General features: G+C 72.7%; 20 protein-coding genes. 11 read left to right on the top strand and 9 right to left on the bottom strand.

The genetic code is table 11. From position 1 onward, the window contains the following. Positions 1 to 214: 214 nt before the first annotated feature. From WFI00_RS07840 to WFI00_RS07820, 5 genes are all read left to right on the top strand, one after another. Complete coding sequence (locus WFI00_RS07840) at positions 215 to 823, top strand: helix-turn-helix domain-containing protein (RefSeq protein WP_336633348.1); 609 nt, start codon at positions 215 to 217, stop codon at positions 821 to 823. A 50-nt stretch (positions 824 to 873) separates the two neighbouring features. Next, the gene (uraD, locus tag WFI00_RS07835) at positions 874 to 1,398 is read left to right on the top strand and encodes a 2-oxo-4-hydroxy-4-carboxy-5-ureidoimidazoline decarboxylase (RefSeq protein ID WP_336633347.1); all 525 of its coding nucleotides are present in this window, start codon (positions 874 to 876) and stop codon (positions 1,396 to 1,398) included. After that, positions 1,395 to 1,715, top strand: coding sequence for a hydroxyisourate hydrolase (uraH, locus tag WFI00_RS07830; protein ID WP_336633346.1), 321 nt, complete (start codon positions 1,395 to 1,397; stop codon positions 1,713 to 1,715). The genes uraD and uraH overlap by 4 nt, the downstream gene beginning before the upstream one ends. Positions 1,716 to 1,788: 73 nt before the next feature. Beyond that, complete coding sequence (gene hpxO / locus WFI00_RS07825; protein ID WP_336633345.1) at positions 1,789 to 2,982, top strand: FAD-dependent urate hydroxylase HpxO; 1,194 nt, start codon at positions 1,789 to 1,791, stop codon at positions 2,980 to 2,982. Positions 2,983 to 3,048: 66 nt separating this feature from the next. After that, positions 3,049 to 5,307, top strand: a complete 2,259-nt coding sequence (locus WFI00_RS07820) for a hypothetical protein (RefSeq protein ID WP_336633344.1) — start codon at positions 3,049 to 3,051, stop codon at positions 5,305 to 5,307. A 7-nt stretch (positions 5,308 to 5,314) separates the two neighbouring features. Here the strand turns inward: WFI00_RS07820 and WFI00_RS07815 are convergent, their stop codons facing one another. The 7 genes from WFI00_RS07815 to WFI00_RS07785 all read right to left on the bottom strand — a co-directional run bounded on the left by WFI00_RS07815 (position 5,315) and on the right by WFI00_RS07785 (position 14,063). Then, the gene (locus WFI00_RS07815) at positions 5,315 to 6,796 is read right to left on the bottom strand and encodes a nucleobase:cation symporter-2 family protein (protein ID WP_336633343.1); all 1,482 of its coding nucleotides are present in this window, start codon (positions 6,794 to 6,796) and stop codon (positions 5,315 to 5,317) included. Positions 6,797 to 7,025: 229 nt separating this feature from the next. Further along, positions 7,026 to 8,435, bottom strand: a complete 1,410-nt coding sequence (locus WFI00_RS07810; RefSeq protein ID WP_336633342.1) for a MinD/ParA family ATP-binding protein — start codon at positions 8,433 to 8,435, stop codon at positions 7,026 to 7,028. Between the two features lie 33 nt (positions 8,436 to 8,468). Continuing rightward, entirely contained in the window at positions 8,469 to 9,950 is a 1,482-nt protein-coding gene (gtfA, locus tag WFI00_RS07805) for a sucrose phosphorylase (RefSeq protein ID WP_336633341.1), read from the bottom strand. 30 nt (positions 9,951 to 9,980) lie between these two features. After that, the gene (locus WFI00_RS07800; protein ID WP_336633340.1) at positions 9,981 to 10,928 is read right to left on the bottom strand and encodes an alpha/beta hydrolase fold domain-containing protein; all 948 of its coding nucleotides are present in this window, start codon (positions 10,926 to 10,928) and stop codon (positions 9,981 to 9,983) included. Further along, positions 10,925 to 11,749, bottom strand: coding sequence for a carbohydrate ABC transporter permease (locus tag WFI00_RS07795; protein WP_336633339.1), 825 nt, complete (start codon positions 11,747 to 11,749; stop codon positions 10,925 to 10,927). The genes WFI00_RS07800 and WFI00_RS07795 overlap by 4 nt, the downstream gene beginning before the upstream one ends. Next, a complete protein-coding gene (locus WFI00_RS07790; RefSeq protein ID WP_336633338.1) occupies positions 11,749 to 12,711 on the bottom strand; it encodes a carbohydrate ABC transporter permease in 963 nt (320 codons plus the stop codon). Before WFI00_RS07790 ends, WFI00_RS07795 begins: the two co-directional genes overlap by 1 nt. 2 nt (positions 12,712 to 12,713) lie before the next feature. Beyond that, the gene (locus WFI00_RS07785; protein WP_336633337.1) at positions 12,714 to 14,063 is read right to left on the bottom strand and encodes an ABC transporter substrate-binding protein; all 1,350 of its coding nucleotides are present in this window, start codon (positions 14,061 to 14,063) and stop codon (positions 12,714 to 12,716) included. Between the two features lie 147 nt (positions 14,064 to 14,210). Between WFI00_RS07785 and WFI00_RS07780 the strand changes: the two genes are divergently transcribed. Continuing rightward, entirely contained in the window at positions 14,211 to 15,275 is a 1,065-nt protein-coding gene (locus tag WFI00_RS07780; RefSeq protein ID WP_336633336.1) for a LacI family DNA-binding transcriptional regulator, read from the top strand. Between the two features lie 22 nt (positions 15,276 to 15,297). Here WFI00_RS07780 and WFI00_RS07775 read toward each other — a convergent pair whose 3' ends face one another. After that, a complete protein-coding gene (locus WFI00_RS07775) occupies positions 15,298 to 15,816 on the bottom strand; it encodes an adenine phosphoribosyltransferase (RefSeq protein ID WP_336633335.1) in 519 nt (172 codons plus the stop codon). A gap of 161 nt (positions 15,817 to 15,977) precedes the next feature. On the opposite strand from WFI00_RS07775, the gene WFI00_RS07770 reads away from it, so the two are divergent. The 4 genes from WFI00_RS07770 to WFI00_RS07755 all read left to right on the top strand — a co-directional run bounded on the left by WFI00_RS07770 (position 15,978) and on the right by WFI00_RS07755 (position 21,672). Then, the gene (locus WFI00_RS07770) at positions 15,978 to 17,657 is read left to right on the top strand and encodes a glycoside hydrolase family 13 protein (protein WP_336633334.1); all 1,680 of its coding nucleotides are present in this window, start codon (positions 15,978 to 15,980) and stop codon (positions 17,655 to 17,657) included. Positions 17,658 to 17,669: 12 nt separating this feature from the next. Continuing rightward, on the top strand, positions 17,670 to 18,962 hold the full coding sequence (locus WFI00_RS07765) for a LacI family DNA-binding transcriptional regulator (RefSeq protein WP_336633333.1): 1,293 nt from the start codon (positions 17,670 to 17,672) through the stop codon (positions 18,960 to 18,962). Between the two features lie 500 nt (positions 18,963 to 19,462). Then, the gene (locus WFI00_RS07760) at positions 19,463 to 20,686 is read left to right on the top strand and encodes an amidohydrolase (protein ID WP_336633332.1); all 1,224 of its coding nucleotides are present in this window, start codon (positions 19,463 to 19,465) and stop codon (positions 20,684 to 20,686) included. Then, positions 20,683 to 21,672: a hypothetical protein gene (locus WFI00_RS07755; RefSeq protein WP_336638478.1), complete on the top strand. Its 990-nt coding sequence runs from the start codon at positions 20,683 to 20,685 to the stop codon at positions 21,670 to 21,672. The genes WFI00_RS07760 and WFI00_RS07755 overlap by 4 nt, the downstream gene beginning before the upstream one ends. On the opposite strand, the gene WFI00_RS07750 is transcribed toward WFI00_RS07755, so the two are convergent. Further along, positions 21,657 to 22,736, bottom strand: coding sequence for a VanZ family protein (locus tag WFI00_RS07750; RefSeq protein WP_336631952.1), 1,080 nt, complete (start codon positions 22,734 to 22,736; stop codon positions 21,657 to 21,659). The genes WFI00_RS07755 and WFI00_RS07750 overlap by 16 nt on opposite strands. A gap of 50 nt (positions 22,737 to 22,786) precedes the next feature. Here WFI00_RS07750 and WFI00_RS07745 point away from each other — a divergent pair, with 50 nt between their 5' ends. Beyond that, entirely contained in the window at positions 22,787 to 24,838 is a 2,052-nt protein-coding gene (locus tag WFI00_RS07745; RefSeq protein WP_336631953.1) for an APC family permease, read from the top strand. Positions 24,839 to 25,071: the final 233 nt, after the last annotated feature.

Here is a 25,071-nt window from a genome sequence, read left to right as displayed (position 1 = left end):
ACGGAGCCTTCCGATGCGGGGTGGAGCTCGAATGAGGGAGAGACCACGACGAGGAGTCCGCGGCGGTGGAACGTAGAAGTGAAGTTATCGCTTCACTCGACGCGCCCGATTTCGCCCGTGTAACGGCGATGTGAAGTTCGCACTTCACCCCCGAGAGTCGTCGGTCGTCGGCGTCGACGGCTCTGTCGGCCGGGGGATGTCTATGATCGGAGCCATGACGCAGGCGGAGCAGGCGGCCTCCACGACCGAGGACTCCACCGCGGTGGGACCGCGCCTGCGCGGACTGCGACTGGCGCAGGGCCTCTCGGCGCGCGCCCTCGCCGCGCGGCTCGGCATCTCGCCGAGCGCCGTGTCGCAGATCGAGCGGGGCGTGCTCCAGCCGAGCGTCGCCCGGTTGATCGCGATCACGGATGCCCTCGGCGTCCCGCTCGCCGAGGTGTTCGAGCCCTCCGCCGAGGAGGTGGCGGAGGACGAGCTGCACGGATTCGCCCTGCAGCGCGCGGATCACGCGACCGAGATTCTGCTCGACAGCGGCGTGACGTTCCGGCGGATGAGCCCCGTGGCGACCCCCGGCGTCGACTACTTCGTCTCGACGTATCCGCCCGGTTCGGCGGCGCACGCCGGAGAGGAGCTGTTCCGCCACGAGGGCTACGAGGTCGGCACCGTCCTGGACGGCGAGCTGACCATCGACTTCGACAGCGAGAGGGTCGTCCTCCGTCGGGGCGACACGATCAGCTATCCGTGCTCGCGAGCGCACCGCATCCACAACACGGGGCGCGTCGACGCCGTCGCGCAGTGGCTGATCGTGCACGCGTCGCGGTGATCGCGCCGGTCGTCACACCGACGAAACGGGAGCCCCGCTAGCGTCGGGGTATGTCGCTCGCCTCCTTCAACGCCGCCCCGCGGCACTCGGCCGTCGCCGCCGCCTCGGTCTGGGCGCGGATCCCGGCCTGGGCGGGGATGCTCGCCGACGCACGTCCGTACGCGAGCGTGGACGATGCCGCCGCGCGCGCCGACGCGCTCGCCCGCGCGTGGACGTCCGACGATCTCGACGCGGCCCTCGCGCACCATCCGCGGATCGGGCAGCGGGTCACGACGAGCGGTGCCGAGGCGGACGCCAGCCGCGCCGAGCAGGCGTCGATGTCGACGGCGTCCGATGACGTCGCGCACGCCATGTCCCGCGCCAACGCCGCGTACGAGGAGCGGTTCGGGCGCGTCTTCCTCATCCGCGCCGCGGGACGCACCCCCGACGAGATGCTCGCCGAGGCCCTCCGCCGCCTCGGGAACGACGACGCGACCGAGACCGTCGAGGCGCTCGGGCAGCTGCGCGAGATCGCGGTCCTGCGCCTGCGGACCGCCCTCGACGATCCGCCCACCGACGACGGGATGCCCGCATGAGCCACGTGACCACCCACATCCTCGACGCCACCGCCGGCGTTCCCGCCGCCGACGTGACGGTGCGGCTCAGCGGGCCCGACGGCGCGACGCTCGCCGAGGGACGCACCGACGCCGACGGCCGCCTCGCGCTCGGCCCCGACGTCCTCGACCCCGGCGACCACGCGCTGACGTTCGCCACGGGTGCCTACTTCGCCGCCCGCGGCGTCGACACCTTCTATCCCACGGTGACGATCGCCTTCACGGTGGGCGAGCGCCCCCACGACCACGTCCCGCTGCTGCTCAGTCCGTTCGGCTACTCGACCTATCGCGGCAGCTGACAGCCTCGCGCGGCGAAACACGACGCGACCCCCAGGAAACACGGCGGTGACACGGCGACCGTAGCCTGCGGCCATGAAGGTCATCATCGTGGGCGCCGGCATCGGGGGCACGAGCGCCGCCCTCGCCCTGCAGAAGCTCGGGCACGACGTGGTCGTGTACGACCAGATGCGCGAGAACAGGCCGGTCGGAGCCGCCCTCTCCCTCTGGTCCAACGGCGTGAAGGTGCTCAACTGGCTGGGCCTCGCCGACGAGGTCGCGGCGCTGGGCGGGGACATGGCCGACATGGTCTACCTCGACGGGCACACCGGCGAGACGCTGTGCGACTTCTCCCTCGCGCCGGTCACCGCGCAGACCGGGCAGAAGCCGTACCCGGTCGCCCGGGCGGATCTGCAGGCGCTCCTGATGGAGCGCGTGGGACTCGAGCGGATCCGTCTCGGCATGAGGATGACGGGCATCCACGACGACGGCTCCACGGTGACGGTCACGTTCGCCGACGGCTCGACCGACAGCGGGGACGTGCTCATCGGAGCCGACGGCGCACGGTCGATCACCCGCGCGTACGTCCAGCCGGACGGCGAGCCCGAGATCGTGCGCGAGTACTCCGGCTACACGAACTTCAACGGTCTCGTCGCCGTCGACCCGACCGTCGGCCGGGCGACCGCCTGGACGACCTACGTCGCCGAGGGCAAGCGGGCCGCCGTGATGCCCGTCGCCGGCGACCGGTTCTACTTCTGGTTCGACGTGCCCCAGCCGGCCGGCCTTCCGTACGACCGCGCCGACGGCCTCCGCCCGCTGCGGGCGGCGTTCGACGGGTGGGCGCCGGGCGTGCAGACGCTCCTCGACGCGATCGATCCCGAGACATCCCTCAACCGGGTCGAGATCTGGGACATCACCCCGTTCTCGACGTGGACCAAGGGGCGCGTCGCCATCCTCGGCGACGCCGCCCACAACACCGCGCCCGACATCGGGCAGGGCGCGTGCTCCGCCCTGGAGGATGCCTTCGCGCTCGGCATCGCCTTCGCCACGAACACCGTCGGCGTCGCCGACACCCTCCACCGCTACGAACGGATGCGGGCGGAGCGCGCCGGCGAGCTGGTGCTCCGCGCCCGTCGACGCGGCTGGGAGACCCACGCGTTCGACCAGGCGGCGACCGCCGCCTGGTACGAGAGCCTCCGCGGGGCGGATGGTGCGGGCATCATCCGCGGTATCGTCGGCAACATCGCGGACAGCCCGGTCAACCTCGGCGGCGGTCTGCGCCTGGACTGATCGCCACGCCCCCGGGAGGATGCCACGTCGGAGCTCGACCGCGCGCACCGCTCCCTCGACGCGCTGATGCGCACCCGATGGGGGGCGCATCTGGCGGGGCTGCTCGCCGCGGCGGGGTTCCCGCTCGATGACGGGGACCTCGCGCGGCTCACCGGCCGACCGGTCGCCCGGGTGCGGGCTCTGCTGCCGGCTGCGACGACGACCGACCTCGTCGTCCACGAGATCGCCGCGGGCGCCGAGACGGGCGACGCGACCGGGCGCAGCTGGGAGCTGAGCGGCGCGGCCGCGCTCGCACGCGTCGTGCGGAACCTGCACGCGGGGCCCCTCCCCGACGGTGCCGACGCGGACCCCGCCGTCCAGGCCCGCGCCCTCGCCCCGTTCCGGACGGCGCTGCACGCCGCGGCACGGGCGGCGCGCGAGGACTGGGGCTGGTCGGAGGCGCCCGCCTTCACTCTCTCCCCGGACTTCCCCCGGTCGATGCAGGGGCGGCCGCGCGAGCGGCGCGCACTGATCGAGCTCGTGACGGATGCGGCCCGGGCGCGGGCGCTCGACGAGCGCGACCCCGACGCGGCCCGGCAGCAGCTCGACGAGGCCACGGCATCCGTGGCGGGGGGCGCGAGATCCCCGGGGGACCTCGTCGACCTCGCACGACTGCTCGTCGCGGGGAGCGGGTGGGATCCGACGGGCGGCGCCGTGCCCCGTCGCCTGGCACCCGTCTTCGCGCTGCTCGGCGACACCGAGCGGGCGGTCGCCCTGGCGGAGGGGGTGCGGACGGAGCCCGCGATCGAGCTGGCGTACGTCGCCCGCGCCGCCGCCCAGGCGGGCGACCCCGCCGCCGTCCGCCTCCTCGACGAGGCCCTCGACCGCCTCGGCGACGCCCCGCGGGGCGCCCTCCTGCGCACGGCGCAGGCGGTCGCCGGGACGGCCGTCTTCCTCGAGGCCGACGCGGCGCGCCGCGCCGCCGCATCTGCGCGCGATCTCGTCGAACGCGCGTTCACCGACGCGTCGGGCCCCGACGCCGTCGAGGGGCTGCGGGCGCGGCAGTTCTCCTCGTCGCGCGACGAGGAGTGGTCGCTGGCGGCGCGGACGCTCGCCACCTGCGCCGTCGCCCGCGCGCGAGCGGGGCTGGTGACGGCGACGGACCGCACGATCCGCGAGGTGCACGGAGTCATCGCGGAGATCGTCGACCCGGTTCGGCGCGCGGTCGCCGCCGCCGACGTCGCGGCGCGCCTCGCGGAGCCGTCCGGCCGGGATGCCGTCGCCGCCGCCCGCGCCGTGCTCGACGAGGGGATCGCGGTCGCCGCGGAGGAGGCGCTCGCCTGCCCCGACGACGTCATCGCCCTCGGGGAGATCGCGCGGCTGCTCTCCGGACGGACCCTGCCGGACGGCGACACCCCCGAGACGCCCGTCGCCGACGCCGAGCGGGCACGCCGGGCCGTCGAGCGGGCTCTCGCCCTCGCCGCGGCGGACGGGACGCCCCCGCCGCGCGGACTCCTGCGCGACGCGGCCGCCCTGCTGGGCCTCGCCGCGACCGTCCCCGCGGCCCTCGCCGCGGTCGAGGCCGTCGCCGACGCGCGTCACGGCACGCCGCTCGAACGCCGCACGCGTGCCCGCGCCGAGGCGGTCGCCCTCGCCGACGCCGCCGCGGTGCTGAGCGCGGCCGGAGACGCCGCGGGCGCCCGCTCCGCCGCCCGCGGCGCGCTGGATGCGGTCGGCAGGGTGCCGGCGGCGGCGCGGGCGCGGTGGCTCGCCGAGGTCGCGACGGCGCTGCTCGACACGGACGTCGACGACGTCTTCGCACTCGGAGTCGAGGCGGCCGAGGCCGAGCGCGCCGGATCGGAAGGCCGTTGGGACGCCACCGCACCGACGCTCCTCGCCGACGCGCTGCTGACGGCCCCGGAGACCGACCCTCGGCACGACGAGGAGCGGGCGCGCATCCTCGCCGACGCCGTGGCCGCGCTGCGGCGGGCCGAGCGCGCGGCCGCCCTCACCGCCCTCGCCGACCGCGCGGCCCGCGGCGACGATCCCGAACGTGCCCGACGCCTGGCGTCGTTCGCACTCCGGGCAGCGCACGTGGTCGACCCCGTGCGTCGCGAGCGCGCCGCGGCCGCGCTGCGTGCGTCCACCGCCCGGCACACCGCAGGCCCGGATGGCGGCTCGGCGTCGACCGACGCGCTCCCGGGGTCGTCCCTCGACATCGCCGCGGTCGCCGCCGCCTGGCGCGCGGACGGCTATCCCGGTCGAGAGCTGGCGCGCTTCACCGCCGCGCACCCGGCGGCGGGACGCCGGGTGCGCGGGCTGATCCGCGCCGACCTCGACCGGTGAGCCGGCGTCAGGCGCTGCCGGCCGGTCCCTCGGGGGCGTCGAGCGCCGTGGTCGGGATCAGCCCGGTACCCTCCGCCTCGGGGTGCGTCAGCGCCGCCGCCGCGGGTCCGCGGACGGCGTCGTAGCCGCCGAGCGCCGGCTCTCCGGCCTGCGCCGCCCGCATCTGATCGCTGTTCAGCAGCAGGTTCAGCAGGATGGCCGCGATCGCCCCCGCCGAGATCCCCGAGTCGAAGATCAGCTGGAACCAGTCCGGGAAGCGGTCGTAGATCGTCGGCGACACCGTCGGCAGCAGCGCGACGCCGACCGAGAGCGCCACCACGAGCACGTTCTTGTTGTTGAACTTCACCTTGGTCAGGGTGCGGATGCCGCTCGCGGCCACCATGCCGAACAGGGCGATCCCGGCGCCGCCGAGCACCGCGCGGGGCACGCCCTCGACGATCGCGGCGACCTTGGGGATGACCCCGAGCACCACGAGGATCGCCCCCGCCATCGTCGCGACGTAGCGCGAGCGCACCCCGGTGAGCGAGACGAGACCGACGTTCTGGGCGAAGGCGGTGTAGGGGAAGGTGTTGAACACGCCGCCGAGGAGCGTGCCGAGGCCGTCCGCACGCAGCCCGTCAGCGAGCTGGCGGCGGGTGACGGGCTTGTCGACGATCTCGCCCACCGCGATCATGTCGCCGGTCGTCTCGGTCATGATCACGATCCCGACGATGAGCATCGACAGGATCGAGAAGACCTCGAAGGTGGGCAGCCCGAAGTGGAACGGCGTCACGACGGCGAACCATGCCGCGTCGCCGACGCCGGACCAGTCGACCATGCCCGGCACGAACGCCGCGACGGCGGTGCCGATGACGAGGCCGAGCAGCACCGAGACGCGGGCGAGCGCGGCCGGAGCGAAGCGCTCGAGAAGGACGATGAACAGGAGCGTCCCCGCGGCGAAGGCGACGTTGAGCGGCGGAGCGCCCGGCTCGTCGGCGCTCGATCCCGCCATGATCCATCCCGCGGCGACCTTCATGAGGGACAGGCCGATGATGAGGATGACCGTGCCGGTGACGATCGGCGGGAAGAAGCGCAGCAGCTGCGCGAAGAACGGGGCGATGAGGATCATGAACAGGCCCACCGCGATGACCGACCCGAAGATCGTCGTGATGCCGTGCTGCTGGCCGATCGCGATCATGGGACCGACGGCGGCGAAGGTCACCCCCTGCATGAGGGGCAGGCGCACCCCGAACCGCCAGAAGCCGACCGACTGCACGATCGTCGCGATCCCGGCGATGAACAGGTCCGCGCTGATGAGGAAGGCGAGGTCGGCGGAGCTGTAGCCGAGGGCCCCGCCGACGATCAGCGGCACCGCGACGGCGCCCGCATAGAGCGCGAGGACGTGCTGGAGCCCCAGCGGGAACAGCCGCGCGAGCGGCGGGATCGTGTCGACGGTGTTGTCGACCCGTCGGCGGCCCTTCGTCGGCGGCGCGGTGGCGGTGGCGGTCATGCGGTCCTCCCGGTGCGATCGTCGTGCTCCGAGGGGGCGGATGCCACGACGGGCCCCGCCCCCTCGTGGTTACCGCGACGATACGACCGCGGGTGCGGCGGGGATGCCCGAATGCGCAGACCGACCCAGAGGTTTTACGTCGCCGTCACACGCGGGGCTCGGAGCGCACGCGAGGGTCCTCGGTCGCGACGGCGGGCCGACGGCGCCGCTCGACGACGATCCGCCGGCGCTACAGGCGGCCGGCTATCGACGCGGCGACCGTGAGCCACGCATCGCGCGTCGCGGGCGAGAGCGCGTCGAAGTCGATCGGGCCGCCGTCGACGAGCGCCGGGTCGAAGGGGACGTGCACGACGTCGGCGGTGACCTGGGCGAAATGCCGCTCGAGCCGGTCCGCGAGCTTGCGGTCGGGCTTGGCCGACGGCGCCGCCAGGATCGTCACGGCCTCGTCGATCTTCTGATCGAAGCCCTTCTCGCGCAGTCCGTCGAGCAGCCACGCGGCGCTCGCGGCCGTGTCCTCCCGCACCGTCGAGACGATGACGAGCTGGTCGGCCGCGGCGACGGCGGCGACCCAGTTCGACGCGCGCATGTTGTTGCCGGTGTCGACGATGAGGAGTCGGTAGTACCGCGAGAGCACCCCGTGCAGGCGGTCGAAGGCCGCCGCGTCGATCGTCGAGGATGCGGCGGCGTCCTCATCGGAGGCGAGCACGTCGAACCGGGCGTCGACCTGCGTGCGGACGTAGGTGTCGAGGGCGGCGAGGCTCGCCCGATCGGGCGTGGTGAACCGGTCGAGATCCTCCAGCAGATCGACCGCGGTGCGGTGGTGTGGCGCGCTCTGCGCCCGCCATCCCAGCGTGCCGCGGGTCTCGTTGTTGTCCCACGCGAGGGTCGCGCCCCCGCGCTGGGTGCCGAAGGTCGCCGCGAGGAGCAGCGTCGAGGTCGTCTTGTGCGCGCCGCCCTTCGGGTTGAGGATGACGATCGTGCGCGGCCCGTCCAGCCGGCGCTGCACCGAGCGCTCACGGTCGAGGCGCGACTGCTCGACCTTGCCCGGGCGGGGCGCGATGATGCCGCCGGTGAGCCGGCGGATCGCCCCGCGCCATCCCTCGGTCGCGCGGGGGCGGGCGCGGTCGGCGCGCGAGTTGAGCAGGTCGTCGACCGTCGGGGTGGCGCGCGGAGCCGTCGCGCGGACGGTGCCCTCGCGCCGCATGGCTCCGCTGCGGAGCGGGCCGTCCGTACCGGCCGACGGCGGGGCTGCGGGCGTCGTCTCGGCGGGCGCCACGGACTCGGATGCGGCGACGGGGGCCGCGGGCACGGCCGCCTGGGGGGCCGCGGGCTGGGGTGCGGCCTGCCGGGGCGCCGCGGGCTGCGGAACGGTCTCCTCGTCCGCCGCGGACTCGGCGGCGGGGGCCGTCGCCTCGGAGAAGCTGCCGTCCGGGCTGACGACGAGCGCCCAGCGGGTGGCGCCGTCGACGACCGTCGCCGTCACCGGCTCGCCCGCCGATGCCGCCATGAGCCGGATCGACTCCACGATGCGTCCACGCAGCCCTTCCTGCGTCGAGGCGAAGACCTCGTCGACCTCACCCGCGAGATGGATCTCCGCGGCGGTCTGCGAGGTCATCAGGACGGTCGGTTCGTAAGTCACGCCTTCGAGTATCCCATCGTGCTCCGCACGGGATCACGCCCCCGCGAGCAGGTCCTCGACGCTCCGTGTGCGCGTGCCCTCCGGATCGGACACGGTCAGGGTGAACGTGCGATCCGCGACGTCGAACACGACCTCGACGCGGTGGGCCCCCGCATCCCACCGGAGCACCCCGCTCGTGTCGGCCAGATCGGCGGTGAACACGCCGTCGAAGGCCGGGTTCGCAGCACGCAGGCGCAGCAGGTCGCCGAGCGCGCGCACGACGGGGCGCTCGAGCTCCGCGGCGATCTCGTCGGGCGTGTAGTGGTGGCGGTTCACGTCGCGACCGACACCGGTCGCCGCCAGCAGGTCGAGGTCGTTGCGCCCGGCGAACAGCCCCACGTAGTACACCTGCGGGATGCCCGGCACCATCAGCTGGATCAGCCGTGCCAGCAGGTAGGCGCGGTCGTCGGCGCCGACGGCGTCGTAGTAGGTGCAGTTCACCTGGTACAGGTCGAGGTTCGACGCGGCCGCGCCCGTCGCGAGCCGGCTCGTGCCGCCGCTGGCCTCGTGGATGGACTCGACGAGGGCGTCGATCTGCGCCGGCGCGAGCAGCCCCGGCACGCCGGGCTTGAGGTCGCTCTCCCCCACGTCGACGATGCCGATGCCGTCGTGCGTGTCGAGCACCGTGATCGTGTTCGCGGGTCGGACACGGAGCCACTGCGCCAAGGGGCGCAGATCGCGCGCGTGCAGGGCGTGCAGCACGAGCGGCGGCAGCGCGAAGTCGTAGACGTAGTCGACGCGGCCGGCGATGTCGATCTGCTGCGTGAAGTGCCCGTGCACCTCCAGCAGCACCCGCATGCCGCGTGCGTGCGCCATCTCGAGGATGCGCCGGGTGTACCGGTCGGTGGCGGCCGTCATGAAGCAGTCCGTGCCTGCCTCCTTGCCCGTGTAGCCGACGGCGTCGAGCCGCAGCATCGTGACGCCCGCGGCGGCGAGCGCGTCGACGACGGAGGTCAGGTAGTCCCACGCCGCCTCGGTGCGCAGGTCGATGTCGACCTGGTCGGCGGTGAAGGTCGTCCAGACGAGCCGCTTCCGTCCGCCCAGCTCCATCACCGTGAACGGGAGCCCCGGCCGCGGGCGGTAGATGCGGGCGAGGTCGTCCTCGCGCGCGCCGTCGGGGAACACCGCGTCCATCGTCAGGAACATCGGGGCCGACGGCGAGGCGTCGCCGCGGCGGCGCACGTCCTGGAAGGCATCCGAGTCCGCCGACACGTGGTTGACGATGACGTCGCTCATGACGACCGCGTCGCCGCTGAGCGCGCGCACGTCGTCCCAGGTCCCCAGCCGCGGGTCGATGCTCGTGTGATCGCGCGGGTCGAAGCCGGCGTCGACGCCGTCGAACGGGGTGAAGTACGGCAGCAGGTGTACTCCGCCGAACATCCCCGCCAGCGCGCCGTCGAGCATCTCGCGCACGCCGGGGACGGTTCCGGCGAGGCGGTCGACGTAGGTGATCAGCTGCGGGGGCGTGCCGTTCATGACGGGGTCTCTCTTTCGGGTGGGGGAAGGTCAGGCGCGGCGGAGGACGCGGCGCAGCCAGGCGCGCCGTGCGCGCTGTGCGTCGCGGGAGAGCGCGAGCCAGGGGGCCATGAGGTCGAAGGCGTGCGTTCCGCCGAGCCAGACGTGCAGTTCGGCGTCGCCGCCGGCGCGCCATAGCGCCTCAGCGAAGGCCACGCACTCGTCGCGGAACGTCTCGGCGGAGCCGACGTCGATGAACGCGGGCGGCAGGCCGCTCAGGTCCTCCGCGAGGGCGGGGGACGCGTAGGCGCCGGCCGTGCCGTCGCCCAGGTAGGCGGCCCACGCCACCTCGTTCGCGGTGCGGTCCCACGAGCCGTGGCCCGCCATCTGGATCGCCGACCACGACGACGAGCGATGATCGAGCATGGGCGCCTGCAGCAGCATCCCGGCCGCCCGCGGGCCGCCGTGATCGCGGGCGTACAGCGCGAGCGCCGCGGCGAGGCCCGCGCCGGCGCTCACCCCGGTGAGCACGATACGCTCGGGGTCCAGCTGCGGCGGGGCGTCCGGGCCGGCCACCCACCGCAGCGCCGCCATCGCGTCGTCGAGCGCGGCGGGATAGGGATGCTCGGGGGCGAGCCGGTACTCGACGGACGCGACGGCGCACCCCACCCGGTCGGCGAGCTCGGTCACCGCGGGCATCTCGGAGTCGGCGGTACCGGACACGAGCCCGCCGCCGTGCAGATGCAGCAGGACCGGTACCGGGCGACGCGCGTCGGCGGGCACCGCGACGACGACGCGCACCGGACCCGTCGCCGCAGCGACGGTGTGCGTGCTGCGCGCGAACGCCCCGTGCCGCGTCAGTTCCGCCGCGGACAGCGCGGGCGCGCTCTCCCGCAGCCGCGGCACGTCGTCGGCGGTGATCGACACGACGATGTCGTCGAGGTCGACGAGGGCGCGCGCCACCCCCGGGTCCAGCGGCGGCCTCGGGATCGGGCTCATCCCTTCACCGCGCCCTGGAGCAGCGCCGCGACGAACTGCCGCTGGAACACCAGGAACACGATCAGCGTGGGCAGGAGGATGAGGATCGACCCCGCGCACAGCAGCGGGATGTCGGTGCCCCACTGGCCCTGGAAGGCGCCGAGCGCTCCGGCCATCGTGCGCTTGGTCGGATCGTCGACGAGCACGATCGCGAGGAGGAACTGGTTCCACGTCCACAGGAACAGCAGGATCGCGAGCGACGAGATCGCCGGCCCCGACAGCGGCACGTGGATCCGCCAGAACAGCTGCCACGTGCTCGCGCCGTCGGTGCGCGCGGCCTCGGTCAGCTCGTGCGGCATGTTCACGAAGTGGGCCCGCATCCACATCACGGCGAACGGCATGAACAGGCCGATGAGGGGCAGCACGATGGCCCACTGGGTGTTGAGCAGTCCGTAGCCGCGGATCTGGTAGTAGATCGGGACGATGATGCCCTCGATCGGCAGGGTGAGCCCGAGCACGAACACGACGAACAGCGTGCGGGAGAACGGCACCTTCAGGTGACCGAGCGCGAACCCCGCGAGGGTCGCCACCAGCAGGCTCACCGGGACGACGCCGAGTTCGATCAGGATGCTCGAGCCCAGCATCTTCAGCATGTCGGCGGACTGGAACGCGAGCGCGAAGTTGTCCCAGTGCGGTTCCTCGGGCCACGACAGCCCGGCGGGATAGGTGCCCGGAGCGTGCAGCGCGGTCACGAACAGGGAGATGAACGGGATGATCGTCAACGCCATCACCACGACGAGCAGGAGGCGGCCGGACCACACCTCGACGACGGAGGTCTTCATCAGCTCTCGTCCTTTCCGCGGGTGAGCTTGTTGAGCGGCAGCACGACGACGAGCACGAGCACCGTGAGCACGACGGCGAGCGCCGACGCCTGCCCGACCTGGCGTTCGAAGAAGGCGAGGTAGTAGATCTCGAGGCCGGGGACCATGGTGCTGCGACCGGGGCCGCCCTGCGTGGAGATGTAGATGATGTCGAAGCTGCGGAGGGCCCCGATCACGGTGATCAGCACCGCGACGCCGAGCTCCTGCCGGACGGCGGGCAGAGTGACCGTGAAGAACTCGCGGACCGGGCCCGCTCCGTCGATGCGGACGGCCTCGTACAGCGCGGGATCGATCTTGGTCATGCCCGCGAGCAGCAGGAGCATGCACAGGCCGAGCGAGACCCACGCGCCGATCACGCCGACGGCGGGAAGAGCCGTGTCGAAGTCGCCGAGCCAGGCGCGGGTGATCCCGCCGAGCCCGATCGCGGTGAGGAACTGGTTGATCGCGCCGTCGGCCGCGAGCAGCCACGTCCACATGATGCCCGCGGCCACGAGCGGGATGACCTGCGGGAGGAACAGCACGGTGCGCGAGACGGAGGCGAGCCGGCTGCCGCCCAGCTTGCGGATGAGGGCCGCCGCGACGAGCCCCACCGTCACCGGGATGATCGAGAAGTAGAGGATGAGCGTGAGCGCGTTGACGATGGGGCCGAGCAGCTGGGCATCCGTGAAGATGCGCACGTAGTTGTCGAGACCCGCCCACGTCGCGGTCGTGACGCCGTTCCAGTCGTAGAACGAGTACTGCACCGTCGAGGCCAGCGGGACCAGCACGAACAGCGCGTAGAAGAGGAAGGCCGGGGCGATCAGCGCAAGACCGATGACCGCCTCCCGCGACCACCGCACACGTCGTGTGCGATGGCCGCGGGCCGGGGCGGCCGCACGGTCCTGCGCAGCCCGGGTCGCCCCGGGCTGCGTGGACGTGCTCATGGTCAGCCCTTCTTGCTGCTCAGGTAGTCGGCCTGCACCTGGGTGAGCAGGCCCGCCGGGGTCTGCTTGCCCGCGAACAGCTCCTGCAGGTTCGGGGTGAGGCTCTTCGCGTAGATGGATCCGGTCGCGTTGGCGATGAAGTCCATCGATCCGTTGTTCTGCGAGAGCTCGGCGCCGGCGGCGAGCGTCTCCGCCGTGACGGAGCCCTCCGCGACGGCGGGCATGAACGCGTCGGCCGGTCCCATGGGGTGCGAGCCGCCCTTCTCCACCGCGATCGTGCGCGCCTGGTCGTTGGTGGCCACCCAGTTGAAGAAGAACGCCGCGCAGTCGGGGTGCGCCGCCTTCGCGGACACACCGTAGGTCAGCGGGGCGGACATCGCGCCGATCTGACCGCCGGCGGTCACCGGAGGCGCCAGGAAGAAGCCCACGTCGCCGGGCATCTGGGTGTCGAAGTTGCCGGACTCCCAGTCGCCGTCGAAGATGAACAGGCTCTGGCCGCCGGTGAACCGGCTGATCATCTGCGAGTAGTCCATCGAGTTGGCGTCGTCGGCGAAGTATCCGGCCGTGATCCACGAGTTCAGGTGCTCGGCGGCCTTGACGTTCTCCGGGGTGTCGATCGTCGCGCCGTCCTTGAGGAAGATCCAGTCGTTGATCTTCGAGGGCTCGCCGTAGCTGGCCATGAGCGCCTGCAGCGGGAAGGCGAGACCGCCGGTCGCGCCGCCGTTGAACTGCGCGATGGGCGTGATGCCGGCCTCCTTGGCCTTCTTCAGGTAGCCGTCGAACTCGTCGAGCGTCTTCGGTGCCGCGGTCATGCCGATCTGCGCGGCCAGCTTCTTGTTGTAGAAGACGCCCGTCACCGAGTAGTTGGTGCCCATGGCGTACAGCGAGCCGTCGCCGCGCTGGCCCTGGTCGTTGACGCGCAGCTGCTCGAGCTGCGACGAGGGCCAGGAGTCCCACCCGTACCCCTCGGCGTACGCGTCGAGGTTGTAGAGCAGCTTGTCGGTGACGAGGTCCACGATCGTGGGCAGGCGCATGATGTCCGGCGGCGAGTCGACGAGCACGCGCGGAGCGTTCTGCGTGATCACCGCGAACTGGTCCTCACGGGTGTCGAACGTCACGTTGGGGAACTGCTTCGTGAACTCCGCCGTCAGGTCGTTGAACATCGGGAAGCCGGTCTCGACGTAGGCGCTCAGGGTGACCGGATCGGATCCGCACGTGAGGGCGACATCGCCCGTGGGGGCCGCGGATCCGGAGGTGTCCGCTCCGGGAGGGGCACAGGCGGCGAGGGCCAGTGCGGCGGTGGCGGTCGTGGCGAGGGCCGCCCAGCCGCGCATGCGCTTCGTGTTCGACATCTTTGTCTGCCTTTCCATGCAGTTTCTCGGTGCGAGGAGGGGATTGCTGCTATACCGATTCAGCTCGCGTGCTAAAACGTACTAGCAGAGATCGATGCTCGCAACCCCTCACCGCGGAGCGGCCGAGGATCGACCGGGGAGGAACGCATGGTGCGCAAGCGAGTGACACTGTCTCAGGTGGCCCAGGAGGCGGGGGTCGCCGCGTCCACGGCGTCGCTCGTACTCGCGGGCCGCGCCGACGCGCTGCGCATCTCGGTCACGGCGCAGGAGCGGGTGCGGGAGGCGGCGCGGCGGCTCGGGTACCGGCCCAACGCCGTGTCGGCGGGGCTGCGCACCGGCAGCACCCGCACCCTCGGCTTCGTGTCGGACTCGGTGGCGTCTTCGCAGCTGGCGGGCGAGATGATCCGCGGGTCGATCGAGGCGGCGCGTGCGCGCGGCTACATGGTCTTCGTCGGTGAGACCGGAGGGGACGCCCAGCTCGAACGCGACCTCCTCGACGCGATGTCCGACCGGCAGGTGGACGGCGTCGTACTGGCGACGATGCTCACCCACGCCCGATCGCTGCCCGACGCCGCCGCGCGCATGCCGACGGTGCTGCTGAACATCGAACCCCTCGGCGACGACCAGCTCGTGCGTGTGCTGCCCGACGAATTCCGCGCGGGGCAGGACGCCGCGCGTCTGCTCGTGGAGACCGGGCATCGCCGCATCCACCTCGTCGGTGTGGGCGCCGACCCCGCCCACGCGCATCCGTTCGCCCTCGCCGCCGAGCAGCGGCTGCGCGGCGTGCTGTCCGTCCTCGACGACGCCGGGCTCGCGGTGTCGTCGGCAGGCTCCGCGGCGCAGTGGCTGCCGCCGGAGGGATTCCGCCTCACCTCCAGCCTGCTCGCGGCACGCCGGCCGGTCGACGCGCTGCTGTGCTTCAACGACCGGCTCGCCATGGGCGCGTACCAGGCCCTTCAGGAGGCGGGGCTGCGGATCCCCGACGACGTCTCCGTGGTGTCGTTCGACGACACGCCGTTCGCCCGATGGCTGCGGCCGGCGCTCACGACGTTCGCCTTCCCGCAGCGGGCGCTGGGCCGGCGCGCCACCGACGAGCTCATCGACCTCGTCGAGCGCGGCCCGGACTCCGAGCCCGAGAGCCCTCCCGCGGGTGCGCGGCACCTGCTGCCTCTGCCGCTCCGGCTGAGGGAGTCGGTCGCCGAGCGGGCCTAGAGGCGGAAGTCGCCGGACGGACCTAGACGCGGAAGATCGAGTGGACCGGGCCGCACGCGGCCTGGCCGCCCAGGCCGTCGAGCTCCATGATCACGGCGGTCCCGGCCAGGACGAGGCCGAGCTCCCCCAGCAGCCCCTGGCCGGCGCGCAGCGTGCCGCCCGTCGCGAGGATGTCGTCGACGAGGAGCACCCGCGTCCCGCGCGCCAGGTCGTCGCTCATCTCGATCGACGCCGTCCCGTACTCGAGCGCGTAGTCGACGGAAGCCGCCGGTCGGGGCAGCTTGCCGGCCTTGCGGATCGGCGCCATCCCGACCCCGGCGGCGATGGCGACCGCCCCGGCGAGCAGGAATCCCCGCGCCTCGACACCGGCGACGACGTCGAACCCGTCGGCGAACGGCTCGATGACCGCGTCGACGACGGCGCGCAGGGCGGCAGGATCGGCGAGCAGCGGCGAGATGTCGCGGAACAGGATCCCGGGTTCGGGGAAGTCGGGGATCGTCGCAATCAGCGACTCGGCACGCACCAGGGCCTCGGAGGTCACCGCCCCAGGCTACGCGCCGCCCGCCGCCCCGTTCACAACTCCGGAACTTCCGCCCCTCCCTGCCCCCACACCCCCGATTGGCGCGCCCCGTCTCCGAGTCTCCGGAGTTGTGCCCCGCCGCGGGCTACCCCGGACCGTGCGCAAGCGCTTACACTGGTCGCATGACGTCGCAGCTGACCTCCCCGCTCACCGACCTCGCCGACAGCCGACCGGGCGCCGAATGGTGGCGTACCGCCGTGATCTACCAGATCTACCCGCGCTCGTTCGCCGACGCCTCCGGCGACGGCATCGGCGACCTGCCCGGCGTGACCGCGCACCTCGACGACATCCAGTCGCTCGGCGTGGACGCCGTGTGGCTGAGCCCGTTCTACCCCTCCCCGCAGAAGGACGCCGGCTACGACGTCGCCGACTACTGCGACGTGGATCCCCTGTTCGGCACCCTCGCCGACTTCGACACCATGCTCGACGCGGCCCACGCGCGCGGCATCCGGGTGATCGTCGACCTGGTGCCCAACCACAGCTCCGATCGGCATGTCTGGTTCCACGAGGCGCTCGCGGCCGCCCCCGGCAGCGCAGCCCGCGCGCGCTATCTCTTCCGCGAGGGCCGCGGCGAGCACGGCGAGCTGCCCCCGAACAACTGGGAGTCGGTCTTCGGCGGCCCGGCGTGGACCCGCGTCACCGAACCGGACGGCACTCCCGGGCAGTGGTACCTGCACCTGTTCGACACGTCCCAGCCCGACTTCGACTGGTCGAACCCCGAGGTGCAGGAGTCCTTCCGCGGCATCCTGCGGTTCTGGCTCGACCGGGGCGTGGACGGCTTCCGCGTCGACGTCGCCCACGGCCTCGTCAAGACGGACGGCCTGCCCGACCATCTGCCGCCGGTCGACGGCGACAGCATGGGCGGCCAGGACGAGGCTCCCTACTGGGGTCAGGAGGGCGTGCACGAGATCTACCGCGACTGGCACCGTGTGCTCGCTGAGTACGACGGCGACCGCGCCCTGTGCGCCGAGGCGTGGCTGCCGACCGTCGACCGCACCGCGGAGTGGGTGCGCCCCGACGAGATGCATCAGGCCTTCAACTTCCCGTACCTGACGACGGAGTGGGATGCCGCCGCGATCCGCGAGGTGATCTCCGAGTCGCTGCGCGCGTTCCCGGCGGTGGGCGCCCCGGCGACCTGGGTGCTGTCGAACCATGACGTCGTGCGCCACGCGTCGAGGCTGGCCCTGACCGCCGAGAACCCGCAGGGGCACGGCATCGGACCGGACTCCCCCGGTCAGCCGATCCCCGAGACCGGGCTGCGCCGCGCCCGGGCCGCGACGACGCTGATGCTCGCTCTGCCCGGGTCGGCCTACCTCTACCAGGGCGAAGAGCTCGGCCTGCCCGAGGTCATCGACCTCCCCGGCGACGTGCGACAGGACCCGACGTGGTTCCGCACGGCGGGTGAGCGCTACGGCCGCGACGGATGCCGGGTGCCGATCCCCTGGTCGGCGGATGCCCCGTCGTACGGCTTCGGGCCGACGGATGCCTCGTGGCTGCCCCAGCCAGACGAGTGGGCGGCCCTCGCCCGCGACGTGCAGGAGGCCGACCCCGAGTCGACGCTCTGGCTCTACCGCACACTCCTCGCGACGCGACGCGCCGAGGGGCTGGGCGCGGGATCGCTCGAGTGGCTCGACGGCTTCGGCGCGGGGGTCCTGGCGTTCCGCAACGGCGAGGTCGTGGTGATCGCGAACCTCGGCACCGAGCCGGTGGACCTTCCCGCGGGGACCATCCTCGCCGCCAGCGAGCCCTTCGCGGGCACGGAGCTCCCGGCGGACACCGCGGTGTGGCTGCGCGCGGAGTGATCGGACGCTGACGTGGCGAGCCTCGAGGACGTCGCCCGCGCCGCCGGGGTCTCCACGGCCACGGTGTCGCGGGCGCTCAGCGGGCGCGGGCGCACGTCGGAGGCGACGCGCGAGCGGGTGCGGACCATCGCATCCGACCTCGGCTACGTCGCCTCGGCGAGCGCCGCGTCGCTCGCCTCGGGGCGGGCCGAGAACATCGGCGTCGTCGTACCGCTCATGGACCGGTGGTTCTTCGCGACCGTGCTCGACGGAATCGCGACGCGACTGGCCGGCCAGGGCTACGACCTCACGCTGTACAACCTCACCGATGACCGCGACCAGCGCCGCCGGCTGTTCTCGACCTCGCTGCGGCGCGGCCGGGTCGACGGCGTGATCGTCCTGTCGGTCGCCCTCTCGGACGACGAGGTCGCGCAACTGGGCGAGCTGGGGCGTCCCGTCCTCGGACTCGGCCTGCCCCGCGGGGGCCTGACCACACTGCGCGTCGACGACACCGCGGTCGGTCGCGCTGCGGCACAGCACCTGCTCGACCTGGGCCACCGCCGCATCGCCCATCTCGGCCAGAGCGTCGGGACGGATCCCGGGAGCGACCCGGCGGGGCGCGTCGTCGACCCGTGCCGCCCCGGGGCGACGGCGGCCCTTGCGGCAGCGAGGGCGGGCGACGTGGAGGGCGGGCCGGAGGCGGCGGGGGCGGGAGTGGAGCCGGGGGTCGGGTCCGGCGGGACGGGGTCCGGCGGGACAGGGTCCGGCGACGCGCGGAGGGACGCGGAGTACGACATCCCGACGCGCCGCCGTCGCGGGTTCGAGGCGGCGATGGCGGATGCCGGGGTCGTCGACCCCCTCTTCGTCGCCACGGACTTCACCGTCGACGACGGTCGGCGCGCGCTGCGCGAGCTGTGGCGATCCTCCGACCCGCCGACGGCGATCTTCGCCGCGTCGGACGAAATGGCCTTCGGCGTCCTCGCGGAGGCGCGAGAGCTCGGCATCCGCATCCCCGACGACCTGTCGGTGATCGGGGTGGACGGCCACGACCTCGCCGGGCTGTTCGAGCTCACCACGGTCGATCAGTTCCCCCACGCTCAGGGCGAGCGAGCCGCCGAGGCGATCCTCGCCGAGGTCGGCGTCCTCGCCGAGGTCGGCGTCCTCGCCGAGGTCGGCGTCCTCGCCGAGGTCGGCGCGGACGACACCTTCTCGGGCGCATCCGCCGCATCCCGGACCGGTCCCGCATCCGCCGCGTCCCTGCCCTTCGCGGTCGTCGCGCGGGGGACCACCGCCGCACCCCGCTCCGCCCCACCGCACCGCCTCTGAACCCACCGCACCGCCCCTGAACCCACCGCCCCGCCGATCCGCACCGAGCCCTGCTCCCACATCACATCCCTGAGTTTCGGTCCCCACAGGCGCCCGAATCTCGTCTCACGTCCGTTTCGGACTCACGAGGCGACCGAAACACGGGCGGGATGCCCCCGCATCAGGACTCGAGCGCCTCGCCACCCGCTGTGCACCCCACCCGCGTCGCACCTCGCCCACCTCGCCGGGTCGCACCTCGCCCGCCTCGCCGCGCCGGACCTCGCCCACCTCGCCGGGTCGCACCTCGCCCACCTCGCCGGGTCGCACCTCCGTCCCTGAGTTTCGGTCCCCTCAGGCGCCCGAAACTCGCCTCACGTCCGTTCCGGACTCATGAGGCGACCGAAACACGGGCGGGGGCAGCGCCGCAGGGGCCCACCGGAGCGCGAAGGCCAAAGGCGGACACGCGGGCCAGCGCGGGACCCGAAGGTCGCGCGCGGAGCACGGCGCGTAGGCTCGATGCCATGAGCATCGATCTCGAGGCCCTCTACATCGACCTGCACCGCCACCCGGAGCTCTCTTTCCAGGAGACCCGCACGGCGGGAGTGATCACGCGCGTGCTCGCCGACCTCGGACTCGACTACGTCGAAGGGATCGGCCGGACCGGCGTCGCGACGAGCGTCACGGGCACCGCGGGCGAGGATGGGCCCGTGGTGTGGCTGCGCGCCGACATGGACGCCCTCCCCGTCGAGGAGCTGACCGGCCTCCCGTACGCGAGCACGGCACGGGGTGTCGATCCCGCCGGCAACGACGTCCCGGTCATGCACGCGTGCGGCCACGACATGCACGTCACCGCGCTCCTCGGCGCTCTCGATACCCTCGTCGCGACCCGGGACGAGTGGTCCGGCACCGTCGTCGCCGTCTTCCAGCCCGCCGAGGAATACGGCGCGGGGTCGCAGGCGATGATCGCCGACGGCGTGCTGGACCGGTTCCCGCGGCCCGACATCGTCCTCGGTCAGCACCTGACGCCGCTGCCGGCGGGCACGATCGGGGTACGCCCCGGGACGCAGATGGCGGCCTCCGACGGACTCACGGTGCGCCTCCTCGGGCGCGGCGGCCACGGATCGCGACCGCACGCGACGATCGACCCCGTCGTCATGGCGGCGGCCACGGTCATGCGCCTGCAGACGGTCGTCTCGCGCGAGATCGACCCGCGCGAGATGGCGGTCGTCACGGTCGGATCGATCCACGCCGGCCTCAAGAACAACATCATCCCCGCCGAGGCGAAGCTCGAGCTCAGCCTGCGCTACCCCGACGACGCGGCGCGCGCCGACGTGCTCGCCCGCGTCGAGCGGATCGTCCGCGCGGAGGCCCAGGCATCCGGAGCGGAACAGGAGCCGGTGATCACGACCGACCACTCCCTCCCGCCGACGATCAACGACGCGGATGCCACGGCGCGACTCACCGCCGCGTGGGACCGCGCCTTCGGCGAGGGCACGGTGATCGACCCCGGGATGTTCACCGGCAGCGAGGATGTCTCGTGGTTCGCGCGCGAGGCGGGTGTGCCGCTCGTGTTCTGGTTCTGGGGCGGGGCCGACCCGAAGACGTTCGCCGAGGCGTTCGCGCGCGGCACCGTCAACGAGGACATCCCCACCAATCACTCGGCGCACTACGCTCCGATCCTGCACCCGACGATCGAGCGCGGTGTCGACGCGCTCGTCGTCGCCGCGAGGGAGTTCCTCGCGTGAGCCTGGAAGACCTCTTCGGCCCGGGCGCGGGCGACGATCCGGGTGACGACGGACGCCCCGCCAAGGAGCCCAGGCAGCCCAAACAGCCCCGCGAACCCAAGCCGCCGAAGCCCCCGCGTGAGCCCAAGCCGACCAAGCCCCCGAAGCCGCCCCGCGAGCGTCGCGCCGCGCGGCAGCCCGAGGCTCGCACGACCCCGGTCCCGACGCCCGCCGCACCCGCCGGCGCAGCGACATCCGCTCCCCCGCCCGGACCGCCCGCGGCGCCTCCCACCGAAGAGCGTTCGCGCACCCCGCTGATCCTGGGGATCGTCGCGGGCGTGCTGTTCGTCGCGGTCGTGGTGGCGCTCGCGTTCGCGCTGACCCGCGGCTCGTCCTCCGACGCGACACCGGTCGCTCCCCCGACGTCCGAGGCGCCGACCGCGCAGCCGACGCCGACCCCCACCAAGACGCCCGCCCGCGTCCCGGTGTCGCTCGAGTTCGCCGCGACCGGCTTCTCCCTCGTCGACGACACCGGCGCTCCGGTGTTCCGCTACGCCTGGACCGACGACGCGGCGACCGCGGTCACCGCCCTGTCGAAGGCCTTCGGCGCCGAGCCGACGCAGCGCGTCGAGCCCGGCGACGGGTCGCACTATCCCGACTACACGGTGTATCAGTGGGACGGCTTCATGCTCTTCGACATGATCGAGTCGGCGGGCGGGACGCCGCGGGATCAGTATCCGCAGCCGTCCTACACCCTGTTCTCGCGCAACCGGGTCGGCGGCATCGAGATCGTCGCCGAGCGCGGCCTCACGATCGGCATGTCGGTCGACGCCGTGCGTGCACTCGGTCCGGATGCGGAGATACCGCGCGGGAACGTCGGGGCCATCCGCTTCGTGTTCGACCGTTCGCGCACCAACGCCGCGGGCGCGCCTCAGTACAGCGAGTTCGCCGACACCGACGGCAAGGTCGTCACGGCCGTCCTGTACTTCCGCTATTCGGACCTCTGAGCGGCTCGCCGTGAGACGCCCGCGCCCTCGTCGGCGCGGGCGTCGGTGAGCGCCTGGCCCGAGAGGATGCCGGGGAGTCCCCGGCCCGCACCTGTCGTGAACAGCAGCACGACCGAGACCAGACCGAAGAGGATCTGCAGGCCCGACCACGCCCCGGGCAGGACGCCCAGTAGCAGGAATCCGCCGAGTCCGCCCAGATAGCGCAGGAGCCGGGCGACCGGCACCGGGATCGGGCCGCCGCGGTAGCGCAGCTGGACGGCGACATCGCCGACCGAGCGCCCCGTCGCGAGGACGAGGACGAGCCACACCAGGATCGGTGCGATGTCGGATGCCACCGCAGCGGCCGTCCCGTCCAGGACCGCGGCGCGATCGCGCACGACGTACTGGAGCCACAGCTGCACGCCCACGGACGCGACGACCGAGACGAGGAACGCGGCGAGGGCGTCGCACACGATGGCGAGCACTCGACGCCCCCGCGTGACCGGACGCGGCCGGTCCGCGGCATCCGACACCGCGCTCCCCCGCAGGCGCCGGGGCACCAGGAGTGCGACGACCGAGCCGAGGACCGCACCGAGAGTGTTCGTGAGCAAGTCGTCCACGTCGAAGACGCGGTACGCGCACGGGTACACGCCCCAGACCCCCGTCAGCTGCGTCGTCTCGACCGTCAGCGAGACGCCGAAGCCGACCAGGAGGGCCGTGACGACCCCGCGCCCGCCCAGCACCCGCAGGAAGAACCCGAGCGGGACGAACAGCAGCACGTTCAGCGCCAGCTGGAGCACGGCGAAGTCGGTGAGGCTGCGCGCCCCGCGGAGGTCCTCGATGAACGCGGCCGGGTTCAGGTTGACCCCCGCGCAGGCGAAAGAGTCGCTGTCGGGAAGGGGAAGGAGCGTATACGTCCAGATGGCCCAGAAGTAGACGAGCGCCGCCGCCCAGAGCGCGAACCGCCCGAACGTCAGGCCCCCGCGGCGCCGGTAGCTCACGGCCACGAAGGGCACGAACAGGGCGACGCCGACGAGCGCGCCCAGGCCGATGGCGATGGCCGCCGAGTACACCTCGTTTCCCATGCTCCGATCCTCGCAGGCGCGCGGATTGCGCGCGGACCCGCCAGGGCGTAATGTCGCCCGCCGTGACCGATGACAATCACCCGGCGGCGGATGAGACCCCGATCGCCAAACGCATCCTCATCGGGGAGCCGCTGACGAGCGAGGAGCTCGAGGGACAGCTGCTGCCGAAGAAGATGGCGCTGCCGATCTTCGCCTCCGATGCGCTGTCCTCGGTCGCCTACGCGCCGCAGGAGCTCCTGATGATCCTGCTCATCGGCGGAACGGCCTTCCTCGCCTTCAGCCCGTGGGTCGCGGCGGCGGTCGTGGCCCTGCTCGTCGTGGTCGTACTGAGCTACCGCCAGCTCATCAAGGCGTACCCGTCGGGCGGCGGCGACTACGAGGTCGCCCGCACGAACCTCGGCGAGAAGGCGGGCGTCGTCGTGGCGGCCGCCCTGCTGGTCGACTACATCCTGACCGTCGCCGTGTCGGTGGCATCCGGCGTCGACAACATCATCTCCGCCCTCCCGGGATTGGACGCGTGGCGCGTCGAGCTCGCGGTCGGGTTCGTGATCGCGATCATCCTCGTGAACCTCCGCGGCGTGCGCGAGGCCTCCACCGCGTTCGCGATCCCGACCTACGTGTTCATCGGGTCGGTGCTGCTCATGATCGTCACGGGTCTCGTGCGCTGGATGCTCGGCGACGCCCCGATCGCCGAGAGCGCGCAGTTCGCGGTGCAGGCCGAGGACCTCAGCCAGGCGGCGGTGATCCTCCTGATCCTGCGCGCGTTCTCCAGCGGATGCTCCGCCCTCACCGGAGTGGAGGCGGTCTCGAACGGTGTGCCGGCCTTCCGCAAGCCCAAGGTGCGCAACGCCCAGACGACTCTCGTCCTCATGGGGTCGATCGCGATCATCATGTTCGCGGGCCTCACCCTGCTCGCCCTCATCGCCGGAGTGCACTACGCCGAGAATCCCTGCCACCTGATCGGGTTCGACTGCCAGGCCGCGGTGCAGCCGAGCCTCATGGCTCAGGTCGCCGCCGCGACCTTCGGCAGCGGCAGCATCCTCTTCTTCGTCATCCAGGCGGCGACGGCCGCCGTGCTGCTGCTCGCGGCGAACACCGCCTTCAACGGATTCCCGCTGCTGGGCTCCGTGCTCGCCCGCGACGGCTACGCCCCCAAGGCGCTGAACACGCGCGGCGACCGGCTCGTGTACTCGAACGGCATGATCATCCTGGGGCTGGCCGCGGTCCTCGTGCTCGTGCTGTTCCAGGCGAAGCTCACGACCCTGATCCAGCTGTACATCATCGGCGTGTTCGTGTCGTTCTCCCTCGGCCAGATCGGGATGGTGCGGCACTGGCGACGCGAGCTCAAGCTCCTGTCGCCCAAGGCGACCGCCGAGCGGCGCGCCGCCTATTCGGGCCTGCTCATCAACTCACTCGGGGCGACGTTCACGGTCGTGGTGCTCGTGATCGTCACCATCACGAAGTTCACGCACGGGGCGTGGCTCGTCTTCCTCGCGATCCCCGTGCTGTCCTTCCTCATGGTGGGCGTGCACCGGTACTACCGCGACGTCGAGCACGAGATCACGATGGACGACGACGTCCACTTCGGGGCATCCGGCGACGTCGCGATCGTCCTCGTCGGCAAGCTGCAGAAGCCGGTCGCCAAGGCGCTGGACTACGCCCTCGCCGCCAAGCACGACAAGACGCTCGCCGTGCACATCGCCGTCACGGCGGACGACGCCCGCGACGTGCAGTCCGAGTGGGAGTACCACCGGATGCCCGTACCGCTGCTGATCATCGAGTCGCCCTACCGGCAGTATGCGGCGCCCCTCGCGCAGTTCATCGAGCAGTACCGCAAGAAGCACGGATCGTCCGTGGTGACGGTGTACCTGCCGCAGTACATCGTCGGCCACTGGTGGGAGAGCATGCTGCACAACCGCCGCGCCCGGCGCATCGCGCAGCAGCTCATGCTCGTGCACGGCGTGCAGATCACCCTCGTGCCGTGGCTGCTCGACTCGACGGAGCTCATCTACGGACGGCGCTCCCGTCCCCTGCCCGGCGACGATCGCGCGGGCCGCATCACGAGCTACGGCCTGGTGGCCCACACCGACGATCAGCCCTGACCCGGCCCGGGCGGGGTCTCCGGCGGCCGAGTGTCCAAGACACGCCGTCTCCGGTACCCCTCGAGCCGCGCGTCGTGGACACTCGGCATCGGGCGGGTCAGGTCGGGCTCACCCCGGGCGGTTCCGTCCGGTTCCGTCGCGGCGGGTCTCCTGCCGCCGAGTGTCCAGCACACGCCGCCTCCGGCACCCCTCGAGCCGCGAGTCGTGGGCACTCGGCTCACCCCGGGCGGTTC

It is taken from the genome of Microbacterium sp. MMO-56 (assembly GCF_037146215.1).
Taxonomy (GTDB): domain Bacteria; phylum Actinomycetota; class Actinomycetes; order Actinomycetales; family Microbacteriaceae; genus Microbacterium.
The sequence above is the reverse complement of the archived record's forward strand: the minus strand, read 5'-3'. Positions and strand labels throughout refer to the sequence as shown.